Source organism: Rhodospirillum rubrum ATCC 11170, from assembly GCF_000013085.1.
In the GTDB taxonomy this organism is placed as follows: domain Bacteria; phylum Pseudomonadota; class Alphaproteobacteria; order Rhodospirillales; family Rhodospirillaceae; genus Rhodospirillum; species Rhodospirillum rubrum.
Map to the genome: position 1 here is coordinate 2,870,406 of NC_007643.1, position 23,662 is coordinate 2,894,067.

A 23,662-nucleotide genomic window follows, 5' to 3' on the forward strand; every position below is an offset into this window, starting at 1 on the left:
TGACCGATGATCCTGACCGAGCTTGGAAGCTACGTTCAAACCCGCAAGCGGGTATCCCTGGGCGACCTTTGCGCCGCCTTCACCGCCAGCCCCGAGACCATCCGCGACATGATGGCGCTGTGGGTGCGCAAGGGCCGGGTGATCCACCATCCGCCCGAAGCGGGCTGCGGCGGGTCGTGCTGCTCGTGCGACCCGACCCTGTCGGAAATTTACGAATGGGCGGCCACCGCCGAGCAAACACCCCCCGGGTCCGGCTGCGGCTGTGGCTGCGGACAGTCCGGGTCGTAATGCGGGCGTTAAAAAGAGAGCAAACGGCGTTAAAGGATCCCTTTAACGCCGTTTTCTTTAGGGATCGGCTTATTTGCCGACGAAGTACTGAATGGGGAAGGACAGGTTCAAGGTCACTTCCTCGATCCCGGGATTGATGTCGCCGATACCGGCGTTGGAGATGTGGTGGAAGGCCACGCCAGCCCGCAGGCCATCATCGAAGCGCCAAGCGGCTTCGATGCCGGTGCGGAATTCCAATGGATAGCCCAGGTCACGGGCGTTGCCTTCGTTGTACCACCCCACGGCGGCGCTTGGCGACAAGATCAAATGCTTGCCGAAGCGCACATCGGCCATCACCCCGCCATAGAGATAGGTCGATCCCAAATGGGTGGCTTCGAACCCCAGGAAGGGGTGGGCGATCCAAGCGTAATAGCTTGGCCGATACTCGAAGCGGAACAGGGCCGGGGTGGAGTCAAAATCGTTCTTATTGTCTTCGATGACATTATAGGCGCCGACACCGAAGGTCAGCAGGTCCTTTTCCTTGGGCATCGCCTTCGACGAGATCTCGTTTCCGCGCACCAGATCGCCCACGATACCGGCGGCAAGCAAGGCGGCCGAAGACATCCAGATGGCGTTGAAGGCCGAATCGGCTTTGGCCTGACGGGCCGTGCCCGGGGCCACCACAAGCGCCGCCACCAGCGCCACCACGGAAAGACTGCGCATCTGTTCCCCCGACATCCGGTCCAGGCCACGCCAGGGCGCGGCGATTTCGGCCGGCCCGACCGGGCGACCGTCACCAGGATAACGGGACGGGCCGCTTTTGACCAGAGAGGACAGATCGCCCCCGAATCGCCCCCGTCGTGCCGCAACCCTGACTTTTCGTCATATGTATTGAGTCCCGGGCCGCGCGAGCCTACTTTAAATTCTGGCTATTTCCTGCCCCCCATGAGGCGACGGTGACAAACAGCCGCGTAAAGGCAGACCAGGATGGCGCCGTCAAGCCGGTCGCCGGTGGTGAGTCCCTCCCCCAAAGCGACGGCTCGGCCGATCGCCTTACCGGCCTCAGCCTGCATTCCCTTGTCATCGAGCATATGGACCAGGGCGTGCTGGTCGCCGACGCCAAAACCCGCGTCATCGCCTGGAACCGCCGGGCCTGCGAGCTTTTGGGGGTCTCGGCCGACTTCCTCGCCAGCGGGCCAACCCATGTCGAGGTTCTGGGCGAGATGATCCGCACCGGCGCCCTGGTCACCGCCGAGATCGATCCCGTCAGCACCCTCATCGCCGCGTGGCTTGATCTTCCCGAAGGCGAACGCCGCCCCTTGATCTATGAACGCGGCAATCCGACCGGCCTGCGCATCGAGGTCCGCACCTCGCCGTTGCCCGAGGGGGGCTATGTAAGAACCTTCACCGACATCACCCAACGCAAGGCCGCCGAACAGGCCCTGGCCGAAAAGACCCGGCTTCTCGACACCACCTTGGAAACCATCGCCCAGGGAATCATCCTGGTCGATCCCTCCCTGCACATCGTGCTGTGCAACCGCCGCTACCGCGAGCTTCTTGATCTGCCCGATTATATGCTCGAGCCCTTTCCGCCGCGGGCGGCCGATATCATCGCCTTCCAGATCGGACGGGGCGATTTCGACATCCTGCCCGCCGACGTTACCCATCGGCCGTTCTGGGATCGGATCGAAGGCTTCGTTTTTTCGCCCGGAACCACCGAACGACCGTTACGGGACGGGCGGACGCTGGGCGTGGAGACCTTCGCCCTTGATGGCGGCGGCTGGGTCCGCACCTTTACCGATATCACCGAAGGCAAACGGGCCCAGGACGCCTTGCTGGTTTCCGAAAAGATGGCCTCGCTTGGCCAGTTGGTCGCCGGCATCGCCCATGAGATCAACACGCCGATCGGCACCGGCGTCACCGCGGCCTCGCTGCTCGCCGAAAAGACCCAATCCCTGGTCCAGGCCGTGGAGGCCGGAGCCTTGCGGCGCTCGCAGCTTGACGCTTATCTCCACGTCGCCCGGGAATCCTCGCGGTTCATCCTATCGAACCTGACCCGCGCCGCCGAATTGATCCAAAGCTTCAAGCAGGTGGCCGTCGATCAGGCGACCGATGAAAGCCGGTTGTTCAAGGTGCGCGACTACCTGGAAGAAATCCTGCTCAGCCTCCAGCCACGCCTTAAGCGCACCCCCCACACGATGACCCTTGAATGCCCGGACGATCTGGCGATGTATGGCCCGCCGGGGGCGCTTTTCCGGGTCATCACCAATCTGGTGATCAACTCGCTGATGCATGGCCTTGAGGAGGGCGCGACGGCGCCGCCGGGGCACATGGTCTTGCGGGTTGGGCACGAAAAAGACACCGATTGCGTGGTTTTTCGCTACCATGATACCGGCAGGGGCATTCCCGAGAAAAATCTCAAGCGGATTTTCGACCCGTTCTTCACCACGCGACGCGGCGAAGGGGGAACCGGCCTGGGCCTGCACATCGTCTATAATCTGGTCACGCAAACCCTGGGGGGAAGCTTGGCCGTGCACAGCCCCCCCGGTCAGGGCGCGATCTTTTTGATAAGGGTCCCGCGCCTTTCGGCCGGCCTTCCCGAGGGATGACGGTGGCCCGGGCGGCAAGGCGCCAAAGGATGGCGCTGCTGATGACGGCCTGGATAGTCCTGACGGCCCCCGCCGCTTCGACCGCCGCCGAGTTCCGCTGGACGGCGGCGCAGGGCCCGGCGACGCTGGAGCCCCAATCCCCGGAAGCCCTGGCCGACCCCGGGGTTCTGGGCGACGTTTATGAAACGCTGATCGGCCGCGACTCCGATCTTGACCTTGAACCGGCCCTGGCGACCGCTTGGCAGGCGGTGACCGATTTACGCTGGCGGGTCACCCTGCGTCGGGGCGTGCGCTTCCATGACGGCGCCGCCTTCACCGCCGATGACGTGGTCGCCTCGCTGGAGCGCGCCAGCGCCCGCGGCGGCGGTCTGGCCGAAGCGCTGGCGCCGGTGCGCCGCGTCCGCCGGGTCGATGATACGACGGTCGATCTTTACACCCAAACGCCCACCCCCGATCTGCCCCAACGCCTCGCCCTGATCAGAATCCTCGACGACGGCTGGATCGCCCGCGCCGATCCGGCGATGCCGGCCAATGGCACCGGCCCCTTCCGAGTGGACCGCTTCACCCCCGGCGGCGCCGTGACGCTGGTGGCCAATGGCGACTGGTGGGGACGGACGATCCCGGCGGACCCGCTGGGGACGACGGCGCCGCCCGCTCCACGGCTTGAGCGCGCCACCCTGATTCCCGCCGCCCGCCCGGCCGATCGCTTGCGGCTTTTGCTTGAAGGCAAGGTGGATCTGGCGCTGGATCTGCCGCCCGCCGTGGTGCCTCCCCTGGCCGCCACCCCCGGCCTGCGCGCCCTGGTCATCGGCGGAACGCGCACGGTCATGCTGGGGATGGACCAGCGCCCGCCGCCCTTGGGCGCCGCTCGCGGCCAGGGCTCGCCCTTTCGCGACCGGCTGTTGCGCGAGGCGGTGCTGCGCGCCGTTGATATGACCGACATCGACCAGCGCCTTTTCGCCAATCAGGCGACCCCGGCCGCCCTGATCGCCGGGCCGATGATCGCCGGGGTGCCCGCCGCCGCCGATATCCGCCCGGCCGCCGACCCAGACCGGGCCCGCGCCCTGCTTGCCGAAGCCGGAGTCGGCCCCGCCGGAGTCAGCGTCACCCTGGATTGCCCGCTGGGCTTCTTCCTGAACGACGGCGCCCTTTGCGACGCCATCGCCACCTCTCTTTCGGAAGTCGGCATTCATACCGCCGTCGCCACCCGTTTGGCCGAAAATCATTTCCCGAGGGTTTTACGCGGGGAAAGCCGGTTCTTCCTAACCGGATACCAACCGTTGACCTTGGATATCCTCGATCCCTTGCGCGCCCTGGCCGCTTGTCCGCCGACCGATGGCTCGCCGAAGGACGGCTTTGGCCAAGCCAATGGCGCGGGCTATTGCGACCCCTCCGTCGATCGGCTTATCCGCCGTCTGGCCGACGAAATGATCCCGGCCCGCCAAAGCGCCCTTGCCGCCGAAATCGTCCTCAAACTGCGCGATGACGTCGTCTATGTCCCCCTCCACCAGGAACCGGTGATCTGGGGGGCGCGGGCCGATATCGGTCTGCGCCAGCGCGCCGACGGCGTGCTTGATCTCCGCTGGGTCAGCCCGGCGCCCGTCCCGCAAGGGCGCTGATATCCCCCCCGCGATCCCGGCTCTCGCGACCGCGCCGCTAAAAACCAAGCAAAACAGTCGATTACACTCCCCCCTCGCCGACCCCAGCGGCGCCCGCCCGGGAAACCGGGAAGGCGGTTTATCTTCGCCAATCCTCCACAATATTTCCACAATCACTCCGTTTTTTATTCAATCAAAAAATCTCAAGCTTAAATCATCGTTTTACTTAACCGTATTCTTATCAATCCAAGCAAACCAACTCAGACGGAATCATTGGGTTGACAGGGAAATTATCAGCGCACACATTATGGCGGCAATGAGTCCGCAGTTCTTTAACTGATGCGTCTGGAATTTTGCTTTTGGAAATGCCAAACAAGATTGCCGTCAAAGGCCTTTACAAGGTTTTTGGCGATACCCCCGAGACGGCGATCGCCCTGTCGCGATCGGGAGCCGACCGGAGTGCCATTCAGCGCAAGACCGGTATGACGATGGGGGTTTGCGACGCCTCGTTCACCATCCAAGAGGGTGAGATCTTCGTGATCATGGGGCTCTCGGGATCGGGGAAATCCACCCTGGTCCGCCTGCTCAACCGGTTGATCGAACCCAGCGCCGGCAGCATCGTCATCGACGGGATCGACATCGCCGGGCTTGCCGAAGCCGATCTCAACGCCTTTCGCCACCGTCACCTCAGCATGGTCTTCCAGTCCTTCGCGCTGATGCCGCATTTGACGGTTTTGGGAAACGCCGCCTTCGGTCTGGAGCTGTCGGGTGTCAAACGCCCCGAACGCGAAGCCCGCGCCCGCGCCGCCCTCACCCAGGTCGGATTGGCCGATTGGGCGAACCAGTTTCCCACCGCCTTATCGGGGGGCATGCGCCAGCGCGTCGGCCTCGCCCGGGCCCTGGCCACCGATCCCGATGTTTTGCTGATGGACGAGGCTTTCAGCGCCCTTGACCCGCTGAACCGCGCCGAAATGCAAGACCAGTTGCTCAGCCTGCAAGACGAGCAGCGGCGCACCATCATTTTCATCACCCACGACCTCGACGAGGCCATGCGCATCGGCGATCGCATCGCCATCATGGAAGCCGGGCGCATCGTGCAGATCGGCACCCCCGACGAGATCTTGAACAATCCGGCCGATGACTATGTCCGGTCGTTTTTCCGCGGGGTCAATCTGGGGGCGGTCTTGTCGGCCGGCTCCATCGCCCGCAAGCGGCAGGTCACGATGATCGACCGCGAAGGCGGCCTGCGCGTCGCCCTTCAGCGTCTGGCCGAGGCCGATCGCGATTACGCCTATGTGATCGACAAGGCGCAACGCTACCACGGCGTGGTCTCGGTCGCCTCGCTCGAAGCCCTCCGCCACAAGCCCGGCGCCGCCCTGCACGACGCCTTCCTTGGTGATGTCTCGCCGGTGCCGGCCGCGACGATCCTGTCAGAGATCATCACCCAGGTCGCCCAGGCGCCTTGCGGTCTTCCCGTCATCGACGACGCCGGTCGCTACCTTGGCGTCATCTCGCGGGCCCTTCTTCTTGAAACCCTCGACCGGGAGACCCTGACCAATGGCTGACCCCGCGAGCGACCCCTGGGGCGCGGCCCCGCCCTCCCCCGCCGAAACGCCGGCCGGCGATTGGCTGGGGGGCGCCTCCGCTCCGCCGCCGGCCTTCGATTGGGCCGACCCCTTCGCCCGGCCGCTGATTCCGCTCGACGACTGGACCAATCAGGGGCTCGACTGGCTGGTCTTGTCCTTCCGCCCGCTCTTCCAGGCGATCCGCTGGCCCATCGACGCCGTGCTGACGGCGCTCAACGGCACGCTCGTCGGTGTGCCGCCCCCCGTCATGCTGGCGATCATCGCCCTCCTCGCTTGGCAAATCGCCGGGCGCAAGATGGCGATCGGCTCTTTGATCTCGATGACTCTCATCGGTCTGATCGGCGCCTGGAGCGAAGCGATGCTGACCTTGTCGCTGGTCTTGACCTCGGTGATGTTCTGCATCGCCCTCGGCCTGCCCTCGGGCATCCTGATGGCGCGCAGCGACCGGCTGGCCAAACTCTCGCGGCCTTTGCTCGATGCCATGCAGACGACCCCGGCCTTCGTCTATCTGGTGCCCATCGTCATGCTGTTTGGCATCGGCAATGTGCCCGGGGTGGTGGTGACGATCATCTTCGCCCTGCCGCCCTTGATCCGCCTGACCAATCTGGGGATTAGGCAGGTTCCCGAAGATCTGGTCGAAGCCGCGCGCAGTTTCGGCGCCTCGAAAACCCAGTTGCTGACCAAGGTGCAACTGCCGCTGGCCCTGCCGACGATCATGGCGGGCATCAACCAAACGCTGATGCTGGCGCTGTCGATGGTGGTGATCGCCTCGATGATCGCCGTTGGCGGGCTGGGGCAAATGGTTCTGCGCGGCATCGGCCGGCTTGATATGGGGCTGGCCACCGTTGGCGGCGTCGCCATCGTCTTGCTGGCCATTCTGATCGATCGCCTGACCCAGTCGATGGGCGTCGCCAGCGCCGCCCAGGCCAAGGCACCCTGGTACACCAGCGGTCCCGTCGGACTGGTCGTGCGTCTGGTGTCCCTGCGCAAGGGCACCGCCCACCCCGCTCGCGAAAGCCTGCCAAAAGGAGAACCGATCTCATGATCTTGCCCGCCGCGCCGCGCCTCCGCTTTCTCGCCCCCGTGTCGGCCCCCGTTCTGGCGGTTGTCTGCGCCCTTGGCGTCTTGCCGGCAAACGCCGCCGAGCAGCCGGGCAAAGGCGTCTCCGTCCTGCCGATCAAATCCTCGATCGCCGAAGAGACCTTCCAGACGCTGCTGGTCTCGCGCGCCCTGGCAGAGCTGGGCTATGACGTGAAGGACATCGGCGAGATCGATTACGCCGCCGGTCACGTGGCCTTGGCCAATGGCGACGCCACCTTCCTGGCCGCCCATTGGAATCCGCTTCATAAGGATTTCTATGAGCGCGCCGGCGGCGACGCCAAGCTCTATCGCGACGGGGTTTATTCCGAAGGCGCCTTGCAGGGCTATCTGATCGACAAGAAGACGGCCGAGGCCCACGCCATCACCCGCATCGACCAACTGAAAGACCCGAAGATCGCCGCCCTCTTCGACCATGACGGCGACGGCAAGGCCGATCTCGCCGGCTGCACCCCTGGCTGGGGCTGCGAGGCGGTCATCGAGCACCATCTCGACGCCTATGGCCTGCGCAAAACCGTCACCCATCAGCAAGGGTCCTATTCGGCGCTGATGGCCGATACGATCACCCGCTTCAAGAAGGGCGCCTCGGTGCTCTATTACACCTGGACCCCCTATTGGGTTTCCGGGGTTCTGGTTCCCGGGCGCGATGTCACGTGGCTGCAAGTGCCGTTCTCAGCCCTGCCCGGCAGCCGCAAGGATGTTGATACGGCGCTGGCCACCGGTCAGAACTACGGCTTCCAGGCGAACACTCAGCAAATCGTCGCCAATCGCGCCTGGGCCGAGGCCAATCCGGCCGCCGCCACGCTGTTTTCCCTGATGCGTCTGCCCAACGCCGATATCAACGCCCAGAACCTGCGCATGCGCAACGGCGAGAACAGCCAAGCCGATATCGCCCGCCATGTCGACGGCTGGATCGCCGGCCATCGCCAGACCTGGGACGGTTGGCTGGCCCAAGCCCGCAAGGCCGCGCATTAAGCCCAGGCCAGCCCTTTAGATACGGTGCGCGGGACCCATGGTCCCCGCGTACCGCTCTAAGAGCTTGATCGTGAAGCAAATCGTCGCCGCACTCTGGACCAGAATGCGGCGACGATTTTATTTAGTCCGCCTCGGCATCGACGCCGAAAGCCTCCAGGATGCGCTGGGCGGCGCGGGTCGCCGTGGTCGAGCCCTGGGCCACCGCTTGGCGCAGACCCGGCAGGGCGTCGCAGACGGCGGGATGGGCTTTGACCGCATCCATCAGCCGGTCTTCGACCATCGACCACATCCATTCTACCTGTTGGGCGCGGCGGCGCTCGGCCAGGGCGCCATTGGCGTCCATGATCGAGCGGTGCTCTTCGATCTTTTGCCACAACTCGGCCAATCCCATGCCCTTGAGGCCCGAGCACAGCACCACCGGCGGCGTCCAGTCCGGATGGGCCGGGGTCATGATATGCAGCGCCGTTTTGTATTCGTTCATCGCCAGCCGCGCCCGGGTGTCATTGGGGCCATCGGCCTTGTTGACGGCGATCATATCGGCCAGTTCCAAAATACCCTTCTTAATGCCCTGCAGCTCGTCGCCGGCGCCGGGCAGCATCAGCACCAGAAAGAAATCGACCATGCCGGCGACCAGGGTCTCCGACTGGCCGGTGCCGACGGTTTCCACCAGCACGACATCGAAGCCGGCGGCCTCGCAGACGATCATCGTCTCGCGCGTCGCCCGGTTGACCCCGCCCAGCCGGCCGCCGGTCGGCGAGGGGCGGATGAAGGCGTTGTCATCGATCGACAGCCGCTCCATGCGCGTCTTGTCGCCGAGGATCGAGCCGCCCGAGCGCGACGACGACGGATCGACGGCCAACACCGCCACGCGGTGGCCTTTGGCCGTCAGATCACAGCCCAAAGCCTCGATAAAGGTTGATTTGCCAACGCCGGGCACTCCGGAAATGCCCACCCGCAACGCCTTGCCGGCATGGGGCAGCAGGCGGGTCAATACCTCCTGGGCGGCTTGTTGATGGGTGGGATTGCGGCTTTCGACCAGGGTGATCGCGCGACCAAGCTTGGCGCGATCGCCAGACAACACGCCGTCCACATAGGCGTCGACGGACAGGGGGGGGCTTGCCATGGAACGTCCGAACCAAAGGGGGGAAAGATCCCGCCCGTTCCTTTCGCTGCGCGCGGAACGGGCGGGAAACGACGGTTACGCGGCCTTGCTGGTATAGCCTAGGCGGGCGTTGAGCTTGCCCATCAGATCAACGGCGCATTCGGCGATATTGGTGCCGGGCGGAAAGATCGCCTCGGCCCCGGCCTTATAGAGGGCGTCGAAATCCTGGGGCGGGATCACCCCGCCGACGACGATCATGATGTCTTCGCGGCCCTGCTTGCGCAATTCCTCGCGCAACTGCGGTACCAGGGTCAGATGGCCGGCGGCCAGCGACGAGGCGCCGACCACATGGACATCGTTCTCCACCGCCTGACGGGCGGTTTCGGCCGGGGTTTGGAACAGCGAGCCGATATCGACATCGAAGCCGAGATCGGCGAAGGCGGTGGCGATCACCTTCTGGCCGCGATCGTGGCCGTCCTGGCCCATCTTGGCGATCAGGATGCGCGGACGGCGGCCGTCATTGGCCTCGAACTCCTCGACCAGATGACGGATGCTTGCCACCTTTTCGGCCATCGACCCGACCTCGCTGCTATAGACGCCCGAAATCGCCCGGATTTCGGCCTTGTGACGGCCCCAGACCTTTTCCAGGGCCAGGGAGACCTCGCCCACCGTCGCCTTTTCGCGCACGGCATCGACGGCCAGGGCCAGAAGATTGCCTTCGCCGCTTTGCGCCGAATGGGTCAGGGCCGCCAGTTTCTCTTCGACCTTGGCCGGATCGCGCTCGGCGCGCAGGCGTTCGAGTTGCTCGATCTGCTGGCGGCGGACCGAGGCGTTCTCGACCTTCAGCACCTCGATCGAACGATCCTCGTCGACCTTGTACTTATTGACGCCGACCACCGTCTGACGGCCGCTGTCGATGCGCGCCTGGGTGCGGGCCGAGGCCTCTTCGATGCGCATCTTGGGGATGCCGGCCTCGATGGCCTTGGCCATGCCGCCAGTCTCCTCGACCTCCTGGATGTAATGCCAGGCGCGGGCGGCCAGATCATGGGTCAACCGCTCGATATAGTAACTGCCGCCCCAGGGGTCGATCACCCGGCAGGTTCCGGCTTCCTGCTGCAAGAACAACTGGGTGTTGCGGGCGATGCGCGCCGAGAAATCGGTGGGCAGGGCCAGGGCCTCGTCCAGGGCGTTGGTATGGAGCGACTGGGTATGGCCCTGGGTCGCCGCCATCGCCTCGACGCAGGTGCGCGTCACGTTGTTAAACACATCCTGGGCGGTCAGCGACCAGCCCGAGGTCTGGCAATGGGTGCGCAGCGACAGCGATTTGTCGCTTTTGGGTTTGAAGTCCTTGATCAGCTTGGCCCACAGCAGGCGGGCGGCGCGCATCTTGGCGACTTCCATGGGGAAGTTCATGCCGATCGCCCAGAAGAACGACAGGCGCGGGGCGAAGGCGTCGATCGTCAGCCCGGCGGCCAGACCGGCGCGGGCGTATTCCACGCCGTCGGCCAGGGTATAGGCCAGTTCCAGATCGGCGGTCGCCCCGGCTTCCTGCATGTGATAGCCGGAAATCGAGATCGAATTGAAGCGCGGCATCTTGGTGGAGGTATAGGCGAAGATATCGCTGATGATCCGCATCGAGGGCGTGGGCGGATAGATATAGGTGTTGCGCACCATGAATTCTTTGAGGATGTCGTTCTGGATGGTGCCCGACAGTTGCTCGGGGCTAACGCCCTGTTCCTCGCCGGCCAGAATGAACAAGGCCATGATCGGCAAGACGGCGCCGTTCATGGTCATCGACACGCTCATCTTATCAAGCGGGATGCCGGCAAACAGCGTGCGCATGTCGAAGATGCTGTCGATGGCCACGCCGGCCATGCCGACATCGCCGGCCACCCGGGGGTGGTCGCTGTCATAGCCGCGATGGGTCGCCAGATCGAAGGCCACCGACAGGCCCTTCTGGCCGGCGGCCAGATTGCGCCGGTAAAAGGCGTTGGATTCGGTGGCGGTGGAGAAACCGGCGTATTGGCGCACCGTCCACGGCTGATTGACATACATGCTGGGATAGGGGCCGCGCAGGAACGGCGGCGCGCCCGGATAGGTATCGAGGAAATCCAGGCCGTCGAGATCGGAGGCCTGATAGAGCGGCTTGACGTCGATCTTCTCGGGCGCCGTCCACAGCAGGTCGCGCACCGCCTTGCCGGCGCGATGCTCGATCCGGTCGGTCCACAGATCGGCCGAACCGGGGGCCTCGCCCCCCTCAAGGTCGACCCTGGAGAAATCGGGAATCCGGCTCATCGTGCTGATCCTTCCACCGCAAGGCCAAGATGGGCGTGCAGGTCGCCCAGCACCCCCAGAACATCCGATCCGGCCTGGATATAGGCATCCACTCCGGCGGCGTCGTAAAGGGCGCGGCGTTCGCCGGGCGCCCCGGCCAGATAAAGCCGACTGACCCCGGCGGCCTTCAGCGCCCGGGCCATATCCTCGGCCTTGGTTTCATAAAGGCCGTCCGACGAACAGAGGATGGCGACCTTCGCCCCGCTGTCGCGCCAAGCGGCCACGCAGTCGGCGGCCTCGTCGAAACCGGCGCCGGCGACCGCTTCAATGCCACCGGCCTCGAAGAAGTTCTTGGCGAAGGTGGCGCGCGCCGTGTGCTGGGCCACCGGCCCCAGATTGGCCAGGAAGATCTTTGGCCGCTGGCCATGGGCGGCCAGCCAGTCGTCGGAGGCGTCGCGCAGGGCCTCGAAATCCTCGGCCAGTACATGGGGGACAACGGCCGGCACCCGCAAGGCGGCGCCATCGCCCAGGGCGCGGGCCAGGGCGCCCAGCGTCGCCCCTGTGCCCACGGCTTCGATCGCCGCGGCGAAATCGCCCGGCGCCACACCGTCCCAACGCGCCGCGCTCAGCCGCGTTGTCGCCGCTTGGCGCAAGGCGGCCAGATCGACGGGGGCGGTGGCGACGGGGGCTTCGGCGAGATTGGGGAATTCCGAAACGCCGGTTAGCGGATCCTTGCGTTTGGCGATCGCCTTGCGCCGATCGTCCCAGGTGGCGGCGATGCGCCCGGCCAGGGCGCCGCTTTCCAGGGCGGCGACCATGCCACCCTCGGCCTCGAGCCCCTGGAAGGCGCTCCAGGCCTCGCGGGCCAGACGGTCGGTCAGGGTTTCAACATACCACGACCCGCCGGCCGGATCGTTCACCCGGCCGAGATTGCATTCCTCAAGCAAGATGACCTGGACATTGCGGGCGATGCGCCGCGAGAAATCGGTGGCGACCCCCAAAGCGGCGTCGAAGGGGGCGACGGCGATGCTGTCCGCCCCGCCCACCGCGCCGGCAAAGCAACTGACCGTGCCGCGCAGCATGTTCACCCAAGGATCGCGCCGGGTCAGAACCCGCCGCGCCGTGGTGGCGTGCAGGCGCATGGCGCGCGACGGCTCGCTGGCCCCCGAGGCTTCAAGAACCCGCGCCCACAGCCGGCGGGCGGCGCGCAGCTTGGCCACCCCCAGGAAGATATCGGCATCAAGGGGCAGCGAGAACACCATCTGCGCCGCCGCCTCGTCGATGCCAAGTCCCGCCGCCTCCATCGCCCGCAGATAGGCGACACCGGTGGACAGAACGGCGGCCAGGGTCTGAACCTCATTGGCGCCGCCATCGTGATAGGGCGCGCCATCGACCATCACGGCGGTCGCCTGCGGATAGCTCCGCGCCGTATGGGCCGCCAGGGCGCCCAGACGCGACAGCGCCCGCGTCGCGCTCATCGGCAGGCTTCCGGTGGCGGCCAGGGTGCCCAAAGGATCGGCGTTGAAGGCGCCAAGGGCGGCGGCGGGGGCGATCTGACGGCGCGCCCACAGGGCGGCCAGCAAGGCGGCGGCCGGTTCGAAGGCGGCGCCGGCCTGCAGCCCGACCACCGCGCCATCAAGGAAGACCCCGGCCAGGGCCGTATCGAGATCGTCAAGCGAGGCGATCATCATCCCCTCGACGCCGGCCAGATCGGCAGCCTCGGCGTCATCGCTATCGAAGCCGGCGCGACCGGCGGCATCGAACCGCAAGGTGACGCTCGACGCCCCGCGCTCGAGATCGGTCAGGATCTGGGCGTTGGCGGCGGCGGGATCGGGATGGGCGTGCTCCTGGCGCACATCCCAACCGTGCAGCACCGCCCCGGCGGCGGTCCCGCCGCGGGTGAAGGGCATCACCCCGGGAAAGCCCGAGGGATCACCCGTCGAGGGCCAGTCGGCCCGGGTGTAAAGCGGCTGGATCGAAAACCCCTCGTGGGTCTTCGTCACCATCTTTTTCTCAAACGGCGCGCCCTTCAGCGCCTTGTCGACAAGGGCCAGCCACGCCTCACGGGACAGGGTCGGAAAATCGCCGGCGAGCGCGAGAATATCCTGGGTCATTGCATTCGGTCGCTTTGCGGTCGTGCTTCACATGGACGGTAACGGGCGTCGGGCCGTCTCCCCAGTCTGAAGCGAACGGGGGAGCGCATGCGACGCCTTTCCTCCCGGGGGTTGCTGACGACGGTCCTCCCCGTCCCCGGCCCCCAAGCCCGCCGCGTCCCGGCCCTTCCGGCTGCAGTGTGACGCGGTCAGATCCGCAGGATAGCAAATAGACGGCAAAACCGGCAACTTTCCCGGAGAGGATGTTTCATTACGGTTGTGGAGGCGCTTATCATCGGCGACGAATGTTGTGGAAAAATCGGAAGGCTCCCACATAGGCCATGCGGATCATCGCCAAAAAAGTCCTCCGAGCCTTCTGGGACCGTCAGCCCGATGCTGAGGATCCTTTGCTTGCATGGTATCGAGAAGTTTTAACAGAAGATTGGGATAGTCCAGCAAAAATTAAGATTAAATATCGCAGTGCAAGCATCATTCGAGGAAATCGGGTTGTCTTCAATATAAAAGGAAAATCTTATCGACTTGTTGTAAAAATAAATTACGCTTATCGCATTGTCTATATTTGGTTTATTGGAACCCATGCCGAATACGACGAGATCAATGTCGAAGAGGTGTAAAATGGGTATTTTGAAGCCAATTCGGACGCCGGCGGACCACGCCGCCGCTCTTGCCCGCCTTGAGGCCTTGATGGACGCGGAGCCCGGAACAGCCGAAGGGGAAGACCTCGATGTCCTTGCCGACCTGATCGAGCATTACGAATCCAAGCAGGTTCCGATCGGCTATCCCCCCCCTCATGCCGCCATCGCCTTTCGAATGGAGCAAGCCGGCCTGTCGCCCCAGGACCTTGTTCCGCTTATCGGCAGTCAGGCCGAAGTTCTGGAGGTTTTGGCGGGAACGCGCCCCCTCACCCTGGCGATGGCCCGGGCGCTTCATATCCACTTGGGCATCCCGGCCGAAGTTTTGCTTCAGCAGCAGGAGGAGCGACCGGCCCTCGCCCCCTGACGCGAGAGGAGGATGCGAGGCCGGGCACATCGGCTTCCCTCATGGCGTTTGACACGGTTTCCTTCGCGCGCCTTTGCCCCCACAGTGGGGCTCTCGTCTAGTCTCGGAGGCGCGTCATGGCTTTTTCCCGCTGGCTTGTTGGTTTTCTGCTTGCCCTGTCGCTGGTCGCACCGGCGATGGCCGAGGACGGTCGGCCCGCCGTCACCTTGCGCCTTCTTCATCTCAACGACATCGCCGAAGTCGGCAATGGCGGCGGGTCGGGCGGATTGGCCGAGATGAAGACGCTGATCGAGGCCGAGAAGGCCCGCCCCGGCGCCACGGCGGCGCTGGTCACCTTCGGCGGCGATCTGCTCTCGCCCTCGCTGCTGTCGAGCATCGACAAGGGCGCCCATATGGTCGAGGCGATGGGGCTGCTTGGCGTCGATCTGGCGGTGCCGGGCAATCATGAATTCGACTTCGGCCCCAAGGTCTTCGCCGAGCGGCTGTCGACCTCGCCCTTCCCTTGGCTGGCCAGCAATCTGGACGGCCCGGCGCTGTCGACCGCCGAGGGCGCCCCGATCACGGGGCTGACGTCCACGGCGATCCGCGCCGTCGGTCCCTATAAGATCGGCTTCCTGGGGCTGCTCACCCCGCAGACCACGGTCTTGTCCTCGCCCGGTCCCGAGGTGCGGTTCGCCGAGCCGCTGGCGGCGGCGCGCGCCGCCGTGGCCACGCTCAAGGCCGAAGGCGCCGATGTCATCATCGCCCTCACCCACCAGGGGCAGGCCGAAGACCGCGCCCTGGCCCAGGCCCTGCCCGAGGTGGCGGTGGTGGTGGGGGGACATGACCACGACTCGCTGTCCTGGCGCGAAAGTACGGGACTGGTGCTCAAGGCCGGGGCCAATGCCCGCTATCTGGGGGTTATCGATCTGCGGATCGACGAGCAGATCACCAGCGCCGGCAGCGCGGTGGTGGTTCTGCCCGAATGGTCGTTCCGCGCCAATGTCGGCCTCGCCCCCTCCCCCGCGGTCGCCGCCCGTCTCGCCGCCTGGGAGGCCCAATTGGCCAGCGATCTTGATCAGCCGCTGGGGGTGACGACCACGGAACTCGACAGCCGGCGCTCGGTCGTGCGCGGGGCCGAAAGCACGATGGGCAATCTGGTCACCGACGCCATGCGCCTGGCCACCGGCGCCCAGGCGGCCCTGACCAATGGCGGGGGCTTGCGCGGCGATCGCCTGTATAACGCCGGAACCGCGTTGACCCGCCGCGACATCCTGGCCGAACTGCCCTTTGGCAATGTCGCCGTGGTTCTGGATCTGACCGGCGCCCAGGTGAAGGCCGCCCTGGAGAACGGCGTCTCGCAAATCGCCCAAGGGGCCGGGCGCTTCCCGCAGGTTTCGGGAATGGAGGTCCTGTACGATCCCGCCTTGCCGGTCGGCGAGCGCGTCGTCGCCCTGCAAATCGACGGACGCACTGTCGAGCCCGAGGGCCATTACACGGTGGCGGTCAATGATTACATCGCGCGCGGCGGTGACGGCTACGACGCCCTTGGCGGCGGGCGGCCGATCATCGATGCCGCCGCCGGTCGGCTTCTCGTCACCCTTGTCGCCGATCATATCGCCCAAGCCGGCCGGATCGGCGCCCAGATCGAGGGGCGGCTGGTTTTGCGAAAGTAAGCCGCCTTTGGCCTTTGGTTAGATATATCCTAAAGGGGATTGCACGCCGGTATGTGAAGGGCAAAATAGCCCGGAAACCCATCCGAAAAGGTCCATTCTGGAGACGACCCCATGCTTGCGAACATCCGCATCGCCGGAAAGATCGGCATCGTCATTGCCATCATGGCCGTCGCGGCCATCATCATCAGTACCGTCGGCTTCATGGGAATGCGCACCCTGGGCGAGGCGGCCCGACAGATCGATGGCTACGGCGACATGATCAAGACCGGCGCGCGGATGAACCAGAACCTGCTGACCATGAGCCGGGCGGAATATCGCATGGCGGCCAATCCGGCGGAGTTCGAGGACGCCTACGGCTTTTTTTCGAAGAACAAAGCCCAGTTCGAGGAGCGGATCACCACCTTGGAAGGCATGCTGCCGGCAAGCCATCTTTCCGAGATCGCGACCTTGCGCGAAAACTTCGTCAACTACCTTGCCGCCGCCGAAAAAACCATCGCCACCGCCCGCGCCAATCAGGGCGCAACGATTGGCGAGGCGCAACGCCAGATCTATGACGCCGTCACCGTTTCGCGGGCGATCTCCAACCCCTTGCTTGACAGCACCCTGGCGCTGTCGGACGACCTTGACGACGAAGGAACCAAGGTGGGCGATGCCGCCGACGCCACCTTCCAGACCCTGACCCGCTGGATGTTCGGTGTCGCCTTTGGCGGCATCGTGCTCGGCGTCATCGCCGGTCTGCTGATCGCCCGCCGCGGGATGGTTCAGCCGATCGGCTCCCTTGTCGGCTCGTTGCAGGCCCTCACCGCCGGCGATCTGGAACGCGCCATCGATGGCACCGAGCGCAAGGACGAGGTTGGCGATATCGCCCGCAGCGCCTTGATCTTCCGCGACAATGCGCGCAAAGCCCAAGAACTGCGCGAGGCCCAGGCCGCCGAGCAGGTGGCCCGCGCCAAGCGCTCCGCTGCCATCGAGTCGCTTACCCGCGACTTCGACCATGCGGTCTCCGACGTGCTGGGCGTGGTGGCCGGCGCTTGCGCCGAAATGGAAACGACCGCCGGCGGCCTCTCGGCCACCGCCGACCAGACCAATATCCAGGCCTCCGCCGTCGCCACCGCCACCGAACAGGCTTCGGCCAGTGTTCAGACCGTCGCCACGGCGGCCGAGGAACTCAGCGCCTCGATCAGCGAAATCGGCCGGAGAATGGAACAATCCTCGCACGTCGCCCAGATCGCGTCCCAAGAAGCCGCGCAGACCAACGCGACGGTGCAAAGCCTTGCCGACACCTCGGCCCGTATCGGCGCGGTGATCGGCTTGATCACCGACATCGCCAACCAAACCAATCTGCTGGCGCTCAACGCCACGATCGAGGCGGCCCGCGCCGGAGAAGCCGGCAAGGGCTTCGCCGTGGTCGCCGGCGAGGTCAAGCATCTCGCCAGCCAGACCGCCAAGGCCACCGAGGATATCGGCACCCAGATCGGCGCGGTTCAAGAAGCGACCGAGGGCGCGGTCAAGGCCATCGCCAGCATCGTCCGCCGCATCGAAGAGATTAACACGATCTCGGCCGCCATCGCCGCCGCCGTCGAAGAGCAATCCGCCGCCACCGCCGAGATCGCCCGCAATGTCCAGCAAGCCGCGGCGGGCACGCAGGAGGTATCCGACACCATCGTCGGGGTCAGTTCCTCGGCCGGCGAAACCGGCAACGCCTCGCAACAGGTCCTTTCCGCGGCGCAAGCGCTCTCAAAAGAAGCCGTCGCCCTCAAGGGGCTGGTCGAGCGGTTCCTGGGCGGCGTGCGCGCCGCCTGATCCCCCCGGGGGGGCGCTCCCTGAGCCTTGGCGCCCCCCCGTCGCTTCCGCCCGACCCTCCCCGCGCCTTGGCGCCCCGGGCCGCTTTGCGGGAACCCCCTCGCCGGTTGAGCCGTTTTCCGGCGACTCAATCTTTTAAAGGGGGTGGAATCGCGTGGCTCGTCTTATCGTTGTCTCCAACCGCGTGGCGCTTCCCGAGGATCAAGCCGGCCGCGCGGGGGGATTGGCCGTGGCTTTGCGCGAAGCGCTGGTCTCGTTTGGCGGGATCTGGTTTGGCTGGAGCGGCAAGGTCGCCGCCCAGACATCGGACCGGCCGCGCTTCATCGAGGAAGGCCCGGTCACCTATGCGGTGCTCGATCTTGGCCGCAAGGATCACGCCCAGTATTACAACGGTTTCGCCAATCGCACCCTGTGGCCGCTTTTTCATTATCGCATGGGGTTGGCCGAATTCACCCGCCAGGACTACGAAGGCTATATGCGGGTCAATACGGTTTTCGCCGAGCAGCTTCAACCGCTGCTGACCGATGATGATCTGATCTGGGTCCATGATTATCACCTGATCCCGCTGGGGGGAGAACTGCGCCGCCTGGGGGCGCGCCAGCGCATGGGCATCTTCCTGCACACGCCCTTTCCGGCGATGGAGGTATTGCTGGCCCTGACCCACCATCGCCGACTGGTCGGTTCGCTGTGCGCCTATGATGTCGTCGGCTTCCAGACCGAAAACGACCGGCGCTCGTTCTTCGATTACGTCCTGCATGAAGCCGGCGGCTGGATTGGCGAGAACGGCCATGTCACCGTCTGGGGGCGCTCGCTGGTCGCCCGGGTTTATCCCATCGGCATCGAGAAAGGCGCCTTCGCCGAGGCCGCCCAGCGCGCCCAGCGCACGGTCGCCTATCGCCGGCTGCGCGCCAGCCTGAACGGCCGCAAGCTGATGATCGGGGTCGAGCGCCTGGATTATTCCAAGGGCCTGCCCGAACGCTTCGAGGCTTTTTCGCGCCTGCTCGAAAAGCATCCCGAGCATCGCGCCAAGGTCAGTTTCATGCAGGTCGCGCCAATTTCCCGCTCCGAGGTTCCCGAATACCGGCGCCTGCGCGAGGAACTCGAAAGCCTGTCGGGCCAGATCAATGGCCAGTTCGGCGATTACGATTGGGTGCCAATCCGCTACCTCACCCGCAACTTCGCCAGATCGGTCCTGGCCGGTTTCTACCGACAAGGGGCCGTCGGCGTTGTCACGCCAATGCGCGATGGTATGAATCTTGTGGCAAAAGAATACGTTGCCAGCCAGAATCCCCAGGACCCCGGGGTGCTGGTTCTTTCGCGCTTCGCCGGGGCGGCCCGCGAACTGACAACGGCGCTTCAGGTCAACCCCTTCGACCGCGAGGATATGGCCGATGCCATGGACAGGGCCTTGGGCATGGCTTTGGACGAGCGCAAGGAGCGTTGGGTTGAAATGATGCGTATGGTCGATGAAAACTCGCTGGAAGCTTGGCGCGAGAAGTATCTGGCCGATCTGAACGCGGCGCCGTTCAATGGCTGAGCCGTTCATTCCCGGATTGATCGCCGATATCGGCGGCACCAACGCCCGCTTCGCCCTGACCACCCCCGAGGGCGGCTGGCGCGACGAACGGGTTTACCGCTGCGCCGCCTTTCCCGGCCCGGCCGAGGCGGCGGCCCATTATCTGGCCGAGGTGCTGACCGCCTTTGAACCGCGCCCCGATCGCGGGGCGATCTGCGTCGCCTGTCCGGTCAACGGCGATCATCTGGCTTTGACCAACCATGGGGCGTGGTCGTTCTCGATCAGCGCGGTCGCCGACCGCTTGGGTTTGGCGCCTTTCCATGCGGTCAATGACTTCATCGCCAACGCCCTGGCCATCCCCCGCCTTGGCCCCTCCGGGCTGATCGAGATCGGCGGCGGCGCCGGACTTACCGGGGCGCCGATCGCCGCAATCGGCCCGGGCACCGGTCTGGGGGTGGCGATCCTCATCCCCGGTCGCGGCGGCAACCGCACCAGCCCCCTGGCCACCGAGGGCGGCCATGTCACCCTGCCCGCCGTGACCGACCGCGAGGCGGTGATCATCAGCGCCCTGCGCGCCATTCACGGCCACGCCTCGGCCGAGCGGGCGATTTCCGGCCCCGGTCTGGTTTGGCTGAGCGAGGCGATCCGCGCCGCCGATGGCTTGGAGCCGGTTGCCGAAACCCCGCCCTCGGTGATGGAAAAGGGCTTGGCGCGCAGCTGCCCGGTTTGCGCCGAAGCCGTCGACACCTTTTACGCGCTGCTGGGCACGGTGGCGGGCAATCTGGTGCTGAGCACCGGCGCCCAGGGCGGCGTTTACCTGATGGGAGGTATCCTGCCCCGACACCCAGAGGCCTTGCGAACCTCGGCCTTCCTGGCGCGCTTCCACGAAAAGGGCCGCTTCCGCGATTACCTTGATGTCGTCCCCATTCGCTTGGTCACCCACCCCTATCCGGCCTTCATCGGTCTGGCCGGGCTGGTCAGCGATTAGAGCAGCTCGGCCAGGGTGCGGGGATCGCCGGCGCTGTCGTGCAGGCGCAAGAGCCGCTCGGGCTCGGACGCGAACCAAACGAAGCCGCCCCAGCCCAATTGGCCGACGGTCTTGCGAAAGCCCGGCGACTGGCGGTCCTGATAGGCGGTCAGGAACAGCACCTGGGCGGGCGAGAAACCGGCGGCTTCGGTCAGGGCGTGAATGGCCCGCTGGCGCTGGGGGCTGAGCGCGCCATCGGTGGCGACGACCTCGACGAAAACCAGCAGCGGATCCTTGGGGCCAAGGTCGGCCAGGATCAGGTCGGGCAGGGTTTTATCGGCTTCGATGCGCAGGCCGATGGCATGGGCCAGGGCGTCGTCGCGCAGCACCACCTTGTTGCCGCTTTCGCTGAGCCACAGCACCGCCGGCGCCGCAAGAAAGCGCGGGGCGAAAACCTCGACCACCGCCTGGGCGATGATCGAACTGGGGCCGGGCGCCAGCTGGCGGGTCTCGCCGCTGGGAAAGCGCACCAGCACCCCCTCGGCCCCGGCGGTGGCGCCAGCGCGCATGATCGCCACGCGGGCCAGGGCGCTACGGCTGAGGTGCGCGGCCTGGAAGGCGGCGATGGCGGCGTCCAGGGCCGGGCCGTCAAGCGCCGGATCGAACAGGGCGGCGAAGGCAGCCTTCAGGGCATAGCGCGGCTGGCCCGAGGTGGTCGGCAGATCGCCCCGGCGGATCACCGCGCCGATCGCCACCAGCCCGTCGCGCAGGGTTTCATCGCGGATCGGCTCGCGGGTGTTATCGGCATACCAGCGGCTGCCGCTGATCCCGCCGCCCTTGCGCAGCACCGCCAGACCATAGGCGAGGCGATCGGCCTCGTCCGCCAACAGCGCCTGCTCATTGGTCATCCGGTAGACATGGACCGGCCCCAGGAAACACCCGCGTCCCTCGACCGCGCCGATATAGAGCGCGGCGAACACGGTGCTGGCGGCCAGATCGCGCACGCAATAGGTGCGGTTGGGCGTACCGGCGGGAAAGATCAGCGGCAGGCGCGCAGCGATCAGATCACGCGACGCATAGGGCGGTAGCGGCGCGGCCGGGGTTTCAGGAGCGAACGCCGGAGGTTCCTTGGCCTCCTTGGTCTCCTTGGGTTCCTTGGGTTCCTTGGGTTCCTTGGGTTCCTTGGGTTCCTTGGGTTCCTTGGCCTCCTTGGTCTCCTTAGTCTCCTTGGGTTCCTTGGCGCCCTCGAGCCGCGAGAACAGATCCATGGTCAAAGCCCCTTCCCATAGAGCCGGGCGCATTCGGCTTCGATGTCATCGCGCGGGGCGCCGGCGGCCACCAGGGCCGTCAGCGGCCCCAGATCGCCGGCGGCGGGCAGCGGCAGGGCTTCCAGTTCAAAGGCCGATACGGCGACGCTACCGCTCATGCAGCGAAACACCTGATCGACAACGGCGCTGTTGAGCAGGGCCGCCACCACCGCCGGCGCCACCCGGGGGGTGCCCTTGGCGCGCACCATGTTCAGATGGTTCTCCACCACCACCCCGCCATGGCCGGCGACAAAAGCCGCGGGCAGTTCGGCGGCGATCAGCCGGCGGTGCTGTTCCTTGGCGGTGGTGCGCTGGACCAGCACGCAGGGCTCGCCGACCAGAAGCGCGTCATCGCCGGCCTGCAGCTTGAAATAGGGCGCATGGTTGCGTTTGGCGGCGCGGAAAACAAAGCGGCCGTCCGCCGTGACCGCCTCGGCCCAGATCAGCGGATGAACCCGCTTGCCCGTCGGCCGGTCGCGGAGCTGGCCCTTATAGCGGTTCCACACCAAAGGCCCGGTCGACACCCCATAGCCCCACTCGGCCAGTCGATGGCCCATGGCCTCGACCCGGGCGACTAGGTGCCCCTGGCCGGGATCGCGCGGCGCCAGCCAGGGGGCGCCGGCATCGGCGGGCAGGCCAATGGTGCCATTATGGGCGATCCGCGCCCGCCCCTCGCCGTCCAGGGTCAGATAATGAATGCGCACCCGCCCGGCTTGCCCGCCACGGCGATAAAGCGCCAGCAGGGTTTCTTGCAAAACATCCTCGAACACCCCCTGGCGGGCATGGACGAAATCGATCGACAGCGGCGGCGCTTCCGCCGCCAGCAGTCCGCGCAAGGCGCCATAGTAGCGCCCGGCCAGAAAACTGGTGGGGGTGAGATAGGCGATCAGCCCGCCCGGCGCCGTCCAGCGCAGGGCGATATCGGTGAACACCCCATACAGATTGGCATGGCCATACAGCCCGCGACCAAAGCGGGCGCGCTGGGCCGGGGTCAGGCCGACCCGTCCATAGGGCGGATTGCCGACCACCAGATCGAAGCTGGGATCGGCGGGGATTTCCAGGGTATCGGCCACCCGCAACACCACCGGCGGCGGCCGTCCGGCGGCTTGGGCCAGATCGGCCAGAAGAATATCGAGCGCGGCCTGGGCCAGGGCGGCCGCCCTCGCATCGACCTCGAGCCCCAGCACCCGGGCGCCGATCCGCCCCAGGATGAAGGCCGGTTCGCAGCCGGCCAAGGCGGCGCGGATGCGGGCGACGGCGCCCAGCAGAAAGGCCCCGCCACCGGCGGCCGGATCAAGCAAACGCAGCCCGGCCCAATCGGCGCCCTCCTCGGTCGCGCGATCAAGCAGGCGCTCGACCAGGGCGATCGGCGTGTAAAAGGCGCCCAGGGCGCCGCGCTCGCGGGCGGGCAACAGCGCCGGATAGAGGCCGGTGATCAGATGCAGCGCCTCGGCCAAAGGCAGCAGGGCGGCGTCCTCGCCGATCGCCTGGGCCACCCGGGCGCCGGCGTGATCGAGGCGGCCGCGCGGTCGGGCGAAACCGGGGCGGGCAACAGCCTCGACGCCGATCCCCTTGCGCAGGGCCGCCATCGCGGCGGTGGTGAACAGCAAGGCCTGATCGGCGCGCCGCGCCGGCGTCAGGGTTTCAGCCCAGGCCCGGGCGACGACGCGGGCGCGCGCCAAATCGGACCGCGTCCCCTCGACCCCGGGCGACGGCGGCCCGGCCAGGATCGCGGCGGATTTTTCCGGGGACGTGGAAGCGGTCCCGCACGGCGTCACGACGTCATCTCCCA

General features: G+C 66.1%; 18 protein-coding genes. 12 read left to right on the forward strand and 6 right to left on the reverse strand.

What is annotated here, in order from left to right; translation table 11 throughout:
* Positions 1 to 6 precede the first annotated feature (6 nt).
* Positions 7 to 288, forward strand: coding sequence for a FeoC-like transcriptional regulator (locus RRU_RS12780; RefSeq protein WP_011390224.1), 282 nt, complete (start codon positions 7 to 9; stop codon positions 286 to 288).
* A 69-nt stretch (positions 289 to 357) separates the two neighbouring features.
* On the opposite strand, the gene RRU_RS12785 is transcribed toward RRU_RS12780, so the two are convergent.
* Positions 358 to 990 carry an acyloxyacyl hydrolase gene (locus tag RRU_RS12785; RefSeq protein ID WP_011390225.1) on the reverse strand — a complete coding sequence of 211 codons (633 nt, stop codon included), beginning with the start codon at positions 988 to 990 and terminating at the stop codon, positions 358 to 360.
* Positions 991 to 1,223: 233 nt separating this feature from the next.
* On the opposite strand from RRU_RS12785, the gene RRU_RS12790 reads away from it, so the two are divergent.
* The 5 genes from RRU_RS12790 to proX all read left to right on the forward strand — a co-directional run bounded on the left by RRU_RS12790 (position 1,224) and on the right by proX (position 8,133).
* A complete protein-coding gene (locus RRU_RS12790) occupies positions 1,224 to 2,876 on the forward strand; it encodes a sensor histidine kinase (RefSeq protein WP_011390226.1) in 1,653 nt (550 codons plus the stop codon).
* A 41-nt stretch (positions 2,877 to 2,917) separates the two neighbouring features.
* Entirely contained in the window at positions 2,918 to 4,495 is a 1,578-nt protein-coding gene (locus RRU_RS12795) for an ABC transporter substrate-binding protein (RefSeq protein ID WP_011390227.1), read from the forward strand.
* A gap of 344 nt (positions 4,496 to 4,839) precedes the next feature.
* On the forward strand, positions 4,840 to 6,039 hold the full coding sequence (proV, locus tag RRU_RS12800) for a glycine betaine/L-proline ABC transporter ATP-binding protein ProV (protein ID WP_011390228.1): 1,200 nt from the start codon (positions 4,840 to 4,842) through the stop codon (positions 6,037 to 6,039).
* Entirely contained in the window at positions 6,032 to 7,105 is a 1,074-nt protein-coding gene (gene proW, locus RRU_RS12805; RefSeq protein WP_011390229.1) for a glycine betaine/L-proline ABC transporter permease ProW, read from the forward strand. Before proV ends, proW begins: the two co-directional genes overlap by 8 nt.
* Positions 7,102 to 8,133: a glycine betaine/L-proline ABC transporter substrate-binding protein ProX gene (gene proX / locus RRU_RS12810; RefSeq protein WP_011390230.1), complete on the forward strand. Its 1,032-nt coding sequence runs from the start codon at positions 7,102 to 7,104 to the stop codon at positions 8,131 to 8,133. Before proW ends, proX begins: the two co-directional genes overlap by 4 nt.
* Before the next feature lie 121 nt (positions 8,134 to 8,254).
* Here proX and meaB read toward each other — a convergent pair whose 3' ends face one another.
* The 3 genes from meaB to RRU_RS12825 form a co-directional block, all read right to left on the reverse strand.
* Complete coding sequence (meaB, locus tag RRU_RS12815) at positions 8,255 to 9,256, reverse strand: methylmalonyl Co-A mutase-associated GTPase MeaB (protein WP_011390231.1); 1,002 nt, start codon at positions 9,254 to 9,256, stop codon at positions 8,255 to 8,257.
* Positions 9,257 to 9,331: 75 nt separating this feature from the next.
* The gene (gene scpA, locus RRU_RS12820; RefSeq protein ID WP_011390232.1) at positions 9,332 to 11,530 is read right to left on the reverse strand and encodes a methylmalonyl-CoA mutase; all 2,199 of its coding nucleotides are present in this window, start codon (positions 11,528 to 11,530) and stop codon (positions 9,332 to 9,334) included.
* Positions 11,527 to 13,623, reverse strand: coding sequence for a methylmalonyl-CoA mutase family protein (locus RRU_RS12825; protein ID WP_011390233.1), 2,097 nt, complete (start codon positions 13,621 to 13,623; stop codon positions 11,527 to 11,529). The genes scpA and RRU_RS12825 overlap by 4 nt, the downstream gene beginning before the upstream one ends.
* Before the next feature lie 320 nt (positions 13,624 to 13,943).
* Between RRU_RS12825 and RRU_RS12830 the strand changes: the two genes are divergently transcribed.
* The 6 genes from RRU_RS12830 (at position 13,944) to glk (ending at position 20,584) form a co-directional block, all read left to right on the forward strand.
* Positions 13,944 to 14,237 (forward strand): type II toxin-antitoxin system HigB family toxin, encoded by a 294-nt coding sequence (locus tag RRU_RS12830; protein WP_011390234.1) that lies wholly within the window; start codon positions 13,944 to 13,946, stop codon positions 14,235 to 14,237.
* Between the two features lies 1 nt (position 14,238).
* Complete coding sequence (locus tag RRU_RS12835; RefSeq protein ID WP_011390235.1) at positions 14,239 to 14,622, forward strand: helix-turn-helix domain-containing protein; 384 nt, start codon at positions 14,239 to 14,241, stop codon at positions 14,620 to 14,622.
* A 116-nt stretch (positions 14,623 to 14,738) separates the two neighbouring features.
* Positions 14,739 to 16,277, forward strand: coding sequence for a bifunctional metallophosphatase/5'-nucleotidase (locus tag RRU_RS12840; protein ID WP_011390236.1), 1,539 nt, complete (start codon positions 14,739 to 14,741; stop codon positions 16,275 to 16,277).
* A 111-nt stretch (positions 16,278 to 16,388) separates the two neighbouring features.
* Positions 16,389 to 18,080, forward strand: a complete 1,692-nt coding sequence (locus tag RRU_RS12845; RefSeq protein ID WP_011390237.1) for a methyl-accepting chemotaxis protein — start codon at positions 16,389 to 16,391, stop codon at positions 18,078 to 18,080.
* Positions 18,081 to 18,234: 154 nt separating this feature from the next.
* A complete protein-coding gene (locus RRU_RS12850) occupies positions 18,235 to 19,617 on the forward strand; it encodes an alpha,alpha-trehalose-phosphate synthase (UDP-forming) (protein ID WP_011390238.1) in 1,383 nt (460 codons plus the stop codon).
* Positions 19,610 to 20,584: a glucokinase gene (gene glk / locus RRU_RS12855; RefSeq protein ID WP_011390239.1), complete on the forward strand. Its 975-nt coding sequence runs from the start codon at positions 19,610 to 19,612 to the stop codon at positions 20,582 to 20,584. Before RRU_RS12850 ends, glk begins: the two co-directional genes overlap by 8 nt.
* On the opposite strand, the gene RRU_RS12860 is transcribed toward glk, so the two are convergent.
* Positions 20,581 to 21,831, reverse strand: coding sequence for a BsuBI/PstI family type II restriction endonuclease (locus RRU_RS12860; RefSeq protein ID WP_011390240.1), 1,251 nt, complete (start codon positions 21,829 to 21,831; stop codon positions 20,581 to 20,583). The genes glk and RRU_RS12860 overlap by 4 nt on opposite strands.
* Positions 21,832 to 21,833: 2 nt before the next feature.
* Positions 21,834 to 23,648, reverse strand: a complete 1,815-nt coding sequence (locus RRU_RS12865) for an Eco57I restriction-modification methylase domain-containing protein (protein ID WP_011390241.1) — start codon at positions 23,646 to 23,648, stop codon at positions 21,834 to 21,836.
* Between the last annotated feature and the right edge of the window lie 14 nt (positions 23,649 to 23,662).